Genomic DNA, 12,672 nt, shown 5'->3' on the forward strand with positions numbered 1-12,672 from the left:
CTCGACCTCGCCCCTGTTTTTCCAGCTTTTCCTATTCACCATTCACTATGACCTGCCTTACACCTTCTTCCCCCAGATATAAATTCCGTTCAGGGTTTTTCGATCCGTGACCCGCCTGCCTTTCCCCCAACTGAAGTCGAGTTTGATCTTGATCTCGGTACCGCACAGGGTGGTCTTGGTGCCTTTGAGCTCGGCCTTGAGCCATTTTTTCCCTTTGTAGCTGCCCGTGGTCGGTTTTTTGGTCACGGTGACCTCAAAGCCACTTTTCTTCAGGACCTCAAGCCAGTCGTTGTAGGATTTATCGTGGTCAAAGCCCATGGCCACCAGGCTGTCGTGAAGCGTGTCTCCTTTGCTGAAGGGAAGGTAGTCCACCACCCCGGACTCCTTGTCATACCAGAAATCGATGCCGTCCACCGTGTAATAGAGGTAGGGCTTGCCGGTATCGTCGTCGATGCTTTTGCACTGCACCCCGGCGGCCCTCAGGTCCTTAACCGTACTGACCCCCAGGGTGATGCCGTTCATGGGAAACAGGCAGTCACCCGTGTTTTTCTCAAGGGCCAGGTGGAGCTCCGTTTTGCCCGTCTCGCCCAGGGTGACGAGCCTTGATGCACCTTTGTAAGTCTTTGCGCTGGCAACGACCTTGTATTGTCCCGGCTTCAACCGCATACCCGGCGCATAGGAAGCCTCTATTCCGTCAATCCGAACCCGGGCATGTTCCGGTGAGGTGGTCACGTACAGTCGGGGCAGGGGAACCAGATCAAAGGCCAGGGACTCGGCCTGACCGGCCTTAAGGGTCACCTCCCGCTCCACGGGCATGTGATTTTCGGCGGTCACGAAGACCTTGTAGGTCCCTGCCTTGAGCTGGACCCCGGGGCTGTATTTTTCTTTGATCCCCTTCAGAATAATCCGGGCGTCTTCGGGCTGGGTCGTAACGGTCATGCTGGCGTAAGGCTCCAGGCGAAGGCTCACCCGCATCTCGCCGCCTCCTTCGGTGATCATCACCGATGAAGACTCGGGGATGTACCCGTCGTGGGTCGCGCTGATGTCATACCGCCCCGGCGTTAACCTGATTCCGGGGAAAAAGGCGGGCCGAATATTTGTAATCCTCACCTCCGCACCCCGGGGCTCGGCCTCCACATAGAGGCGACACCCATCCAGCAGGGCATCGGTGTCGTAGGCCACGGCCCCTTCGGATCTCTCCGGGTACTTTTCGATGAGCTCATTCCAGGCGGCGGCCTGGAGGCTTCGCCCCTCTTCGGTGGCCACCAACCCCTTGTAGGTGGCGATGTCTTCTTCCAGGCTCTTGCGGGACCAGGCATCTTTTTTCTCGATCAGCACCGCCAGGGCATCGGTCTTTGTTGTTTTCTCCTTAATGAGGCCCAGCATGGCCTTCATGCTGTCCCCTTCCGCCGGCTGCCCGGAGTCCATGCGGGCCTTCATGGAACTCACAGCGGACGTGAGAAGGGTGATCTCTTTCCTGCAGGCAGCAATCTTCAGGTCCTGGCGTTCCGGAAAGGAAAGTTCAGCCAGATCCGTCGTTGTCTGTACCGTATCCATACCCGGAGTCAGGGGTTCCTCTGCCGAAGGGGACTCCCCGCCCCCCATGAGGGCAAAGCCCCCTGCGGCCATGGCAATCACAGCAACCACAAAAGCCACGATCCCAAAGGATGTTTTCCCTTTGGTGCCCTGCCCGTTGGGTACCGGAGCCCCCGCCGGACTCGATGCAGCGGGAACCTCTTTGCCCTCAAGGGCTGCAAGGACCTCTTCAAAACGCCTGAACCGCACCGTGTACTCTTTTTCCAGGCATTTCAGGACAAGGGTGTTCATGGGGGCGCTGATGCCTTCAAGGGGCGGCACGGGCTCGTTGAGGATCTGGTGCTCGATGGCCCCTTTGTGAAACGGTGGGTGGCCGCAGAGAAGTTCGTAGAGAAGGGCCCCGAAGCTGTAGATATCGGACTCGCGCCCCACGTCCCTTCCGCGAACCTGCTCGGGAGCCATGTACAAGAGGGTCCCCGAAGAGCTGGAGTTGGCGATGCGGCTCATGGAGCTCTTCACCGTCTCGGAAATCCCAAAATCCGTGACCTTGGGCGTTCCGTCCGTTGCGATCAGGATATTCTGGGGCTTGATGTCCTTGTGGATCACCCCCTGCCCATGGGCATAAGCAAGGCCCCGGGCGATGCCCGCACCAAAGGCGGCCACCTCCTCTTCCGTGAGCCTCTTCTCCGAAGCATCCACCTTGATTTCGGTGAGGCTCTTTCCATCGACAAACTCCATGTCGATGTACTTGATGGCCCCCTGGTCCTGGAATTCAAAGATCCGGACGATGTTGGGATGGTTGAGTTTGGCCATGGTCACGGCTTCCTTTCGGATGCTTGCCATGGCCTCGATGTCTGAGGCAACAGCCTCGGGAAGCACCTTCAGGGCCTTGTCACACTCCATCTTCCGGTCATGGACCCGGTACACCGCCCCGAAGCCCCCCTGGCCCAGTTTCGCCTTCACCTCGTACCGGTCGTCGATCACATGCCCCACCGGCAGCTGCTCCAGGTTCACCCGTCCATAGGCAGGGGCCCCTTTCACCACAGTCTTGTAGGGATCAACCGCCCCAGAACCCCCTTCCTCCCCACCTGCCGTAGACGCCACCGGCGTACCGCAATGGATGCAAAACTTCCCCCCCTCATCCAGCTCCTTGCCACACGAAGCACAAAACGCCATCACCCCTCCATTATCCCTGTAAAAATTTGCGACACTCATCGGTTGTTACAAAATAATAAAAAGCCTCCGGCGGCCCTGCCGGGGGCTAAACTTTTAAAAAGTTTAACAAACAGGTCTAAAAAAATGATTATTGAGTCACGTTTGATTTTTTAAAGCGCATTCGCAACCTGGGGTCCAAGGGATCATCCCCTGGCCGACGGAGGCAAATTTTTTCTGCCCACTTTAACCATAGAAGGCCCCCGCTTTCATCAGGCCCGGTCCGCAGGGCGCAAACGTGCGCAGTGTTCCTATCCCCTATAACCTACAAACCCGTTTTTACCACCCAATTCACCGGCCAGTTGTCCCGGCTCTTTTTGAGGAGCACGCCCCTGATCCCCCGTTTTTCATCGGAGTAGTGATAGCACCCGTCCGCCACCTCGATCGTGTAGTGATCGTAGGCCGGGTCAGGGCTCAGGGTGAGATGGCCGTCGAGTTTTCGGATATGGAGGGCCTGGTCCCCCTCAAAGAGGATGGTATACTGATTCCGAAGGGCCTCAAAACAGGCACGATCGCCGTTTTTGAGGCTCTCCTCTTCATCCAGGATAGCCGTCAGGCGAAAGGCGAAGAGGCCCGGCCCTTTCTCCAGGGTAAAGGTAAAATTGCCGGCCACATTAAACTCCCGAACGTCATGGAGGGGCACCTTCCCGATGCGCTCGGGGCTGCGGTTGATGTAGGTGCCGTTGGCGCTTGAAAGGTCTTCTATAAATCCCTTGGGCCCGTCGATCCGCCCATGGCGGGACGATACCCAGGCACAGGTGATGGGAATATCGTTGTCCGGCGCCCGCCCGATGGTGACGCCCTTTCCCGGCCTGAAATGGTAAGTGAGCCCCGTCATCTTCTCCTTGAGCAAAAACTCGCCCCGGTACCCCAGCTCCTTTGCCACCGCCCCTTTCATGGCAAACCACTCGTCCATGGAACCCCCGCAGGACGAGCAGATTTTTGCCTCAGCCCCCGCCTGCCCCCCGCACCAGGGGCAAAAAAACGTCCCCGCCGTCTCTTTTTTGTAGAGATCACCTCCGCACCAGCCGCAAAACGCAGACTCCTTCACCGCCGCCTTGCCGCAGCCGCAACAGTAAACCGGGTTCTCATATTCCGGCTCGGCAAAGCTCCCCACGATGGTCTTCATGGGAGCCTGGGCCCCGCAGGACGAACAGTACAGATGAAGCGGCTCGACCTGTTCACCGCATGTTTCACAGAATTGACTCATGATGCCTCTCTATTTTCTATGCCCTGTAACCCGCTATTGAACCCTTTCCATCATCTTCCCCGCCGCCTTTACAATCGGCTCCCGGCTTTTGCCGAAGGCATCCCAGACCGCGCTTTCGGCGGTGATGCCAAAGCCTTCCTGTGACGCAAGATTTTCTTTTTTTGTAAGGCTCTTGGCCGGCAGGGTGTACAGGGAAAGGCCCGCACCGCATCTGGCCGCGTGCATGTTGGCGTAGCTGCCCACGGTGCCTCCGCCGCTGGGGACGACTTCCACGGCAAGGAGATAGTCTGCGTTAAGGGAATCGCCGCTTACGGAAGCGACCGTCTGGCCGCTGTCAACGGGGACAACGGTCAGCTGTCGGTTCAGGAGCAGGGAGGTGACGGCATCGGTGAGGCCGCTGACATTAATCCCCTTGCCCCCGTTCTTGCAGCGCACCAGAAGGGCCACGGCCCGCTTCCGAATAAGGTCCACTTTCAAGGGACGCATGGGGGGCAGGTCGTAGGCGCTGAAATCGCCCAGGGAGGCAAAATCGGGAGCCACCTGGAGGACGGCGGTTTTCAAGCTGGGGTCCACGGCGGACACCGCCAGCTCGGCCTGGCCGTAGACGCCGGTGACACAAGGGGCCACGCGTCCCTGTCCCTCGGCAAAGGACGCCACAAGGGGAAGGCTGGTCACCGGCACGCTGGTGCCGGTTCCGTCCAGGTACCGGGCCAGGACCCGGGGCTGTTTTTCCAGATGGCCTTCGGGGTCATAGAGAAAGGTGTCGTTGAGCAGGCTGAGCTGGATGCGGCTGGTGATGCCCTCCACCCGAAAGGTGACGTGGTTGGCCAACTCGTCCCGCAGCCCGTCGCCGTCGATCTCGGCATAGACGGGAACCCGCCCGAAGAAGGCTCGCTGCATGGTCCCCGCCTCGAGGAACTGCTTGAGGGCGCGCACGTACTCCCCGTTTTTAAGGGCTTTCTCTGCCTGTTTGACCGCCTCGACCACCATCTCTTTCTTTTGGTTCAGGTCCTCTTTGACCTGCACCTCGTAGGCCTCTTTGGGGATGAAGACCAGCACGGTGACGGTGCCGGTTTTGGGGTAATCGATAAAAAAATCACTCTCCTGGACATTGGTCAAGACCTGACTGGTGTAGGTCTCCAGACGCTGGGTGATTTCCTGCTGTACCTCAGCCGAGGCCCCGACCCCGCGTTTTTCGGTGATGAGCTGAAAATCAGACTCCACCTTCACGCGGATCTGCCGGGCCAGCTCCTCCCTGGCGCGGTTTTTGGCTTCCAGCTTTCCCTTGCCCAGGTCCACCCCGATGTTGGCGGTGCCTTCGCCAATGTACAAATTCTTGTCCCGCCTCTTTTCGCCGATGAACCCCTTGGCCTCGGCCCGCATGGCTTTCAGGTGGGCCCGTTCCGCTGCCGCCTCGGCCGGGGCCATGTTGTCAACGCCCCCCTTCTCCGCCACCGGTTTCGCCCCCATACAGCCCGCAAAAAGAAGCGCCGCCATAAAAAGGCCCGCTATCTTGAGTTCGGTCTTCATTCCGTCACCTCCTTGACCTCAAGGGTGTCTTCCACCCGATACACGCTCTTTTCACCAGGAAACACAAGGGACTTCGGGGTCACGACCCACACGGTGCCATCCACTCGCCAGATGGACACTCGCCCCTCTGCGCACCCCAGGCGGCTACCGGAAAATTCCAGTTCCAGTTTGCTTCGTACCAGGCAGAGGTTCCCCTCATCCCCCTGGAGCAGGGCACCGGTGGCCCCGCTGCCGCTTTTCTGAATGCAGGTCACATCGAAGTTGATGACCCGGGAAAGGGTCAGAAGGTCCCCCACCCCCAAGGAGACGGCACCGTCAATGGCATCACCGTTGACGTAGGTCCCCCCGGCGCTGCCGAGGTCCGAGGCCGTCAGCACCCCCGTGTCCAGGGTCAGGCTAAGGTGCCGCCTGCTGATCCTTCGGTCGGCAAACACCACGTCGGGGGAATCCCCGTCGTCCCCGCGCCCCAGGGTCAGCCGGTCCGAGGCAACCACCGTCACATGGGCCCCGTCCCCGGTTTTCAGGGTAAAGCTCCGGCCACTGGGGTTTGAAAGCGCCCCTTTCATCGCCACGGCCGCGGGGTAATCGGGATAGAACCTCAAAAAGCCCTCCAGCAGGGAACGGCCTTTTGGCAGGTCCCCCCGGCGAAAGGCCCCTTCCACCTCGGCAAACCGCCCGTCGGCAGCCGCCGTCCGTTCCCTTTCGGCCGCCTCGTCCATGGCCAGGAGCCGGTCAAAGGATGTCTTCAGCTCGGGGTGATAGGGAACCAGGCCCGCGATGTCGCGCTTCTCGTCGGCCAGGAGAAACCTGCCGTTTTCAAGGGGGGCGGCAGCGGCCAACCGCTGCGCCAGCTTTTTGGCCTCCACCCAGGCAAGCTGGGCTTTTTTGGGGTCGCCCCCCGTAAAATCCAGGAGCCTCTCTTTAAAGGCTTTTATCTCCGTGTCTTTGGGAAAGGTCGCCAGGTACTCGTCGGCAAGCTCCAGAGCGGCCACGTAATGGCCGTTTCGGACCAGGTCTTCGCGCTTTTCGATCTCGCCGATCAGGTAGGCGTGGTAGGCCGCCTTTTTCTTCCTGGCCCCATGGGCCCACGCTCCCCAGCCCAGCAGATAGACAAAAAGCGCGGCCCCAAGGCCCCCAGCCATGGTCAGCTGTTTTTTTGCCCGCGCTTTTTCAGCCGCCAAAGTTGCAAGGGCCGCATCCCGTCGGGCCGTGAGGTTTTTAAACGTGTCAGGCGCCATAAAGGAAACCGACACATCAAAGAGCTTGCTCTGGAGCTTCTCGTCGTTGACCGTCACCACCACCCGCCGATCGTGTCCGGATCCCGTCAGGGCCTGCACCGAGCAGAGAGCCGAATACCGGACCTTCATGGCCGCGTCCTTCTGACTCCGAATGTGGGCGATCATCTCCCGGCCGGTTCCCATGTTCCCCCAGAGTTTAAAGCGTTCGTCCCACCTATTGATCATGGCCTCCTTTACGGCGTCATCCACACAGAGCTGCCAGCCCATGTGGCTCCCTAAGGCCATGCGCACATCCACAAGGAGGTGAGGCAGCCCTTCGGGCATGCCCGTCACGCCCTTGGGCGGAATCAAAAAATCGCCGCACTCCTTGCCCTCGGCCATGGCCCGCACGCGCCCTGGGAGCAGCTCTTCCATGGCCTTTCGATACGAGGTGTGGTCAGGGATCTCAGCCACCTTTTTATCCGTTAAAAAGTGATACCTCACCGGCTGCACCGACAACGCCACCATACCGGCGACAAAAAGCACCACAATTGCCCACCGAACAAACCTCATGTTCCACTCTCCATCATCCATATAGTGTTCGATCTCAAAACGATATAAAACAGCCTCCTGCAGGTCCGCCGGAGGCACATACCCAAATACGTTGGTCTCGCCGTTTAATGGGTTCCCATTCCTTTACGGCGGCGTACCCGCACCTGGAAACCGGCGGGTGGGGCATCGATCCGCCCTTACCGTACCCCGGCTTTCAGGGCCACAAAGACCCTCGTGGTCTGGCCCTTTTCAACCGTTACCTGTTTTCCATTGGGAGTATAGCCGGGCTTAAAAACACGAATTTTGTAGGTTCCGGTTTCAAGGGGCATGTTATCCCGGTAAACGTGGGAACCGGACAAAAAGGTCACCGTTGCGCCGACGGGGGCGCTGGTCACAACCAGTGTCCCGACATCAGGGGCGGCAACAGCGGGTTCCACCATGACGACAGGTTCTGCGTGGCCCTCGGCAGCATCCCGGTATCCCCCGAAAAACAAGCCGAGACAAATAGCCATAAGCCCCCCTAAAACCATGCCCCACAGCACAACAGGGGACTGGCCCCCGGGCTTTGCTTCGTCGGAGGGCGAAAGCCCCATCTCTTCATGGGGGCCTTTACTCGAAGCCCTTGAGGCGTTTTTGACCGCCGTTTTGCTCGAATCCCGTATTTCCTCCGATGTTGCAACCGATATTTCACAGTGGTGGCAACACTCCGAATCACCGCCCAATGCTTTCCCGCATTTTTTACAAAAGGTCATAACTCCCCCCCCCCGATAGCATGCTCAGTTTCAAATAAGAGTACTTTCTTTAGATCAACGGTTTTTCTTACTACAATACTCTTACAAAACATAAAGAAATTATCGAAAGGGCACTTACTCCATATAGAAAACCACCCACGAGGGTCTGTATGATTGAAACCCCATGGAAAGATCCGTGCACTGCATGGACTTCGCGTCTCCGCAGCTTGCCGGGGCTCGATCCCCTTACGCCCGCCACGGGGCACGTGTGAGGTGCCATTTCTTTACCTGAGCGTCCCGCCTTCGATCACCAGCACATCTGCCTGCCGGCCCGCGGTTTCAGGAAGGGTCACCACCCGGTCCAGCTTTCCATTGGCATAAACGCTCACGCGGCTTCCGGCGAGGGAGGACTCACCGGAATAGTTGTGGACGAAGAGACGGTAGGACGCGTCTTTGTCGATGCGATCCAGGGTGAGGGTTTCGGGCCCCAGCCCATCCATGTCGTCCCGGTCAAGGCGGGCAAGATCCGGGATGGAGCGCATGTGCCGGTACGAGATATGAAGGGTGGTATCTTTGATAAGGTGCAGGTCGAGGTCCTTTGGTTTTTCATCCCACTGGAGAACAAAACGGACACTCGAAAGGGGGAGCTTGCGGGAGACAAGAAACCGCCTGTGGCGAATGGTCCCGGCCTCCACGGGAAGAAACGTCTTAAAAGGGATGTAGCCCTCCTTGGACAACGTGACGCCGATGGTCCCTTCGTCCATGGACTCCACCACCTCTTCCGGCATAACGATATACCCTTTGGCGCCGGTACGAAGGCTCCGCTCTTTGTCGGGGAATGAAAGCCGCACATCTGCCCCTGCAAGGGGCGCGCAGCTCACGGCGTCTTTAAACGAAAGGACAACAGCCCCTTCGATCTCTGAAAAGCCTTCCACCTCATGACGTTCACGGTCATCCCAGCAGGAGCACTCACCGGCCAGAGAAACAGCCGCTGCCACAAATAAAGAACACAAAAATACCGTCCAGCCCGTTGTCCGACCCATTGTTCCCCCTTATATGTTGTGTATCGGTTGATAGCAGCAGGTTTACACGGCATGCCATGGTTCGCTCCCCGTGGCCACAGGGTAAGGGAAAACGTATCGTCGCCCAACGAAACAAACCACCCCTTCCCCATACAACACAATGGGGCCCATTCACAGTGATTCCTGTCACATCACACCCTTATCGTCACCTGTGAAGGAACAGTCGCGCATTTTTATTTACGGCCGCACCGTCCCGCCGATGCTCATTTCCCGCCTTTTTCAAGCATTTTGCCATGGGCTTTCAGCCTGTGATCATTCCCCCGTCTCCATGGCCTATATTGGTATTGAGGAACCCACAAAATAGGTGTATATTGCCTTCCCATGTATACGTATCAAAAACAGAATCTCTATTATGCACAGGTACTTCCCGGTATTGAAGAGGAGCTGACGCGTGAGCTTTCATGGCTCGGCGCCGAGGTGATCAAAACCGAATTCGGAATTCTGACCTTCACGACCGACAAGGCAGGACTCTATCGCATCAACCTCCGGTCACGTCTCGCCACCCGCATCCTGGCCCCGCTGATTTCCTTTCGGTGCCCGGATGCCGATAAGCTCTACCGTGCGACACGGACCATGGAATGGCGCGATTTTCTCCGCCCCACAGGGTCTTTTGCCATTGTGGCCAACGTTTCGGAGACCGAAGCGTTTAATAACTCCCATTTTGCGGCCCTCAAACTCAAAGACGCCATCTGCGATTATTTCCGCGCACGCACCGGGGTTCGCCCGGATGTGGACAAGAAAGCCCCGGATGTCATCTTCCACCTTCACATCCGCAAAGGCCGGGCAAGCATCAGCGTAGACACCTCAGGCGGTTCCCTGCACCGACGCGGATACCGCACCCAGGGCGTGGAAGCGCCCATGCAGGAGACCCTGGCTGCCGCCATTCTCGCCATGACCGAGTGGGACCTTGAGACCCCCCTGGTGGATCCCATGTGCGGATCCGGGACCATCCTGTCCGAAGCCCACATGCTCGCCTGCGGCATCCCGGCCGGCTACCTGCGGAAGCACTTCGGCCTCTCCCGGTTGCCCAACTTCAACAAAAAGCTGTGGGAAGCCGAGCGGCAGAAGGCGACAAAACGCATCCAGCCCCCGGAAGAGGGCCTGATCATGGGAAGCGATATCTGCAAAACCACGGTGGCATCCGCCCGGGAGAACATGGCGAACCTGCCCGGCGGCGAGCAGATCCCCATCTTCAGAAAAGACGTTCGAAAACTCGAAATCCACGAAGAGAGCCTCATCGTCTGCAACCCGCCCTACGGCATCAGGCTCGGCAGGGAAGAGGACATGAAGCAGTTCTACAAAGAGTTCGGTGATTTCCTGAAAAACGAGTGCAAGGGGTCCACGGCCTTCATCTACTTCGGAAACCGTGAACTCATCGGGAGCCTGGGCCTCAAAACCGAGTGGAAGCGCCCCCTCATGAACGGCGGCCTGGACGGACGGCTCTGCAAATACAACCTGTATTGATGGATCAGAAGGTATGGCCAAGAAAAAATTGATGCGTTACGAGGAGATCCACAATTTTCCCAACGTCATCTACACGGAAATCGTGGACGCGGAGAACCGCATTGTCAGTCGAAACTGGGACGAACACGCCTTTGAAAAGGCGCAGGACACCGTGGTGGAGATCGGCTGCGGCAGGGGCGAGTACTGCATCGACCTGGCCAGGCGCAACCCCCATAAAAACTACGTGGGGGTGGACTTAAAGGCGGACCGCCTCTACATCGGGGCCCTGAAAGCCAAAGAGGAGGGACTCACCAACGTCATGTTCGTGAGGATCCGGGTGGAGTACCTGATCCCCTTTTTGGGGGACCAGAAGCTCTCCGAAGCCTGGATCACCTTTCCCGATCCGTACAACCGCACCGTAAACGGCCGAAAGCGCCTCACGGCCGGCACGTTTCTGGACGTATACAGACACATCGTGGAGCCCGGAGCCCTGCTCCACCTGAAAACCGACGACCCCACCCTCTATGAGTTCTCCCTGGAGAGCCTCAAAGAAAACGGGGCCGAGATTCTCTTCCACACCAACGACCTCTACAGCGTCACCGAAGAGTTAGGGGACGCCACCGCGGTTCAGACCACCTACGAAAAACGCTACATCAAGGAAGGCCGTCTTATCAAATACATCCGGTTCTGCCTGAATTAAAAAATATAAGAGACGCTCCTCGAAGCGCCTGCCATGGGTTGAATAATCCATAGCGTTCACCACGGGCGTAGCCTGTCAGAAAATGTGAAGTACCTGAAGAACGAAGGTACAGAGCATTTGCAAACCTGGGGTGCAGGGGCTGTAGCCCCTGCCCGCCGGAGGCACGCTTTTTGGTTTCCCTACGCAGGCATATCGAGAAGCACGCCGGTCAGTGCAGAAATGCTGGAGGTGGGAAGGAACCGGATCTCTTTGTTGTGCTTGGAGCAGAGTTTTTTGACGCTTCGACAGGCGTTGTGGCTGTTGCAGGTCACGGGGCAGACCACCATGTCGCAACGGGTAACCTGTTTCTCAAGGCACTTTCGCCCCCCGCTCATGGTGCCGTCGTGGTACTCAAACCCCAGGCCCTTGGCTTCGGCCACGCGCCTGTAGTGGGGCTCCATACGGGAGAGCCCGCCCACCATCAGGACCCTGCGGCTGCAGGTCTCCATCTCCGGGCAGGTGCTGCACCCCCGGCCTTCGCAGGGCATGGATGAAAGGGATGGAACGGGCCTGCCAATGGCAAGGCTCATCACCTCATCGGCAAGGGCCTTGTTTTCGTTTTCAAGCTCCCGAGTCCGAATCTTGAGCTTGCGCATCTCCCGCTCGTGCTTCCTGGCTTCCCTGGCCAGGGTGTCGCGTTCGCGCTCCCTCTCCTTTCGCTTTGCCTTCTCCCGCTTCAGCTCGTCGCCATAGGCCGGATGCACCTCCGGTACCACGGGAGCCTGGACCACGGCCACAGGCTCTTCGGCACGCTTCTCAAGGGCCAGCCGAAGCTCCCGTACCTCATCGGCCATTCCCTGCAATTCGCGACCCAAACGACGGCGTTCGCGCCTTTCGGCCTCAAGGCTTTCCGTAAGATCCTTGACCTTGGCCACACTTTTCAGCTCCTTTTTCCGGGCCTCAAAAAGATCGATGGCCGTGGTGTGCCCCATCATATGGGCCTCCCCCACAACAGACACCAGGGTATCCACGGAGAGGGCCTTGCGCATGGCCACGCAGTACAGGGCCTCGGCAGCGTCTCCCCGGGCAATGGCGGCTTTAAGAAGGGGCAGGAGCTCCTCTTCGGGAAGGGACTTCACCTTTGCGATGGCATCGGCAAACTTCCGCTTCAAAAGCGCATCCACGCGCCGCGCCACGGCAGAGGCCGACCCCACCTCCTCCATGATGTCCCGATGGACCTCCCAGGGAGCGAGGGCCTTGATGCGGCGCCCGCATTTTTTAAGGATGCGCCGTCCCTCCTCGTCGCTGACCCCCAGCCCCACCACCGGGCATTTAAGGGACGTCGGTATATCCCAAAAGGATTGAAAAAGCACAGCGTCCTCCGTCTCCTTAGCCGCAGTTTCCATTCCAATTCCTTCCAGCAGGCCCTCGAACATTTTTTAACCTCCAAATAATTTTAGGCAAACCAAACATTATACAT

At 58.5% G+C, this 12,672-nt stretch carries 9 protein-coding genes; 2 read left to right on the plus strand and 7 right to left on the minus strand.

What is annotated here, in order from left to right:
• Positions 1 to 57 precede the first annotated feature (57 nt).
• The 6 genes from BLQ12_RS00755 to BLQ12_RS00780 all read right to left on the minus strand — a co-directional run bounded on the left by BLQ12_RS00755 (position 58) and on the right by BLQ12_RS00780 (position 9,001).
• Positions 58 to 2,712 carry a serine/threonine protein kinase gene (locus tag BLQ12_RS00755; RefSeq protein ID WP_092207290.1) on the minus strand — a complete coding sequence of 885 codons (2,655 nt, stop codon included), beginning with the start codon at positions 2,710 to 2,712 and terminating at the stop codon, positions 58 to 60.
• Positions 2,713 to 3,013: 301 nt separating this feature from the next.
• Entirely contained in the window at positions 3,014 to 3,958 is a 945-nt protein-coding gene (locus tag BLQ12_RS00760) for a double zinc ribbon and FHA domain-containing protein (RefSeq protein WP_092207292.1), read from the minus strand.
• 33 nt (positions 3,959 to 3,991) lie between these two features.
• Complete coding sequence (locus BLQ12_RS00765; protein ID WP_092207294.1) at positions 3,992 to 5,488, minus strand: LPP20 family lipoprotein; 1,497 nt, start codon at positions 5,486 to 5,488, stop codon at positions 3,992 to 3,994.
• A complete protein-coding gene (locus tag BLQ12_RS00770) occupies positions 5,485 to 7,278 on the minus strand; it encodes an FHA domain-containing protein (RefSeq protein ID WP_175469406.1) in 1,794 nt (597 codons plus the stop codon). Before BLQ12_RS00770 ends, BLQ12_RS00765 begins: the two co-directional genes overlap by 4 nt.
• Before the next feature lie 176 nt (positions 7,279 to 7,454).
• Positions 7,455 to 7,769, minus strand: coding sequence for a PEGA domain-containing protein (locus tag BLQ12_RS27235; protein WP_175469407.1), 315 nt, complete (start codon positions 7,767 to 7,769; stop codon positions 7,455 to 7,457).
• 503 nt (positions 7,770 to 8,272) lie between these two features.
• Complete coding sequence (locus tag BLQ12_RS00780; RefSeq protein WP_139163793.1) at positions 8,273 to 9,001, minus strand: YfaP family protein; 729 nt, start codon at positions 8,999 to 9,001, stop codon at positions 8,273 to 8,275.
• A gap of 390 nt (positions 9,002 to 9,391) precedes the next feature.
• On the opposite strand from BLQ12_RS00780, the gene BLQ12_RS00785 reads away from it, so the two are divergent.
• Both BLQ12_RS00785 and trmB read left to right on the plus strand, forming a co-directional pair.
• Positions 9,392 to 10,534 carry a THUMP domain-containing class I SAM-dependent RNA methyltransferase gene (locus BLQ12_RS00785; protein ID WP_092207302.1) on the plus strand — a complete coding sequence of 381 codons (1,143 nt, stop codon included), beginning with the start codon at positions 9,392 to 9,394 and terminating at the stop codon, positions 10,532 to 10,534.
• Positions 10,535 to 10,547: 13 nt separating this feature from the next.
• Positions 10,548 to 11,213, plus strand: a complete 666-nt coding sequence (gene trmB / locus BLQ12_RS00790; RefSeq protein WP_092207304.1) for a tRNA (guanosine(46)-N7)-methyltransferase TrmB — start codon at positions 10,548 to 10,550, stop codon at positions 11,211 to 11,213.
• Positions 11,214 to 11,392: 179 nt separating this feature from the next.
• Here the strand turns inward: trmB and BLQ12_RS00795 are convergent, their stop codons facing one another.
• Positions 11,393 to 12,598: a DUF2325 domain-containing protein gene (locus BLQ12_RS00795; protein WP_175469408.1), complete on the minus strand. Its 1,206-nt coding sequence runs from the start codon at positions 12,596 to 12,598 to the stop codon at positions 11,393 to 11,395.
• Positions 12,599 to 12,672 lie beyond the last annotated feature (74 nt).

It is taken from the genome of Desulfoluna spongiiphila, from assembly GCF_900101345.1.
Lineage (GTDB): Bacteria > Desulfobacterota > Desulfobacteria > Desulfobacterales > Desulfolunaceae > Desulfoluna > Desulfoluna spongiiphila.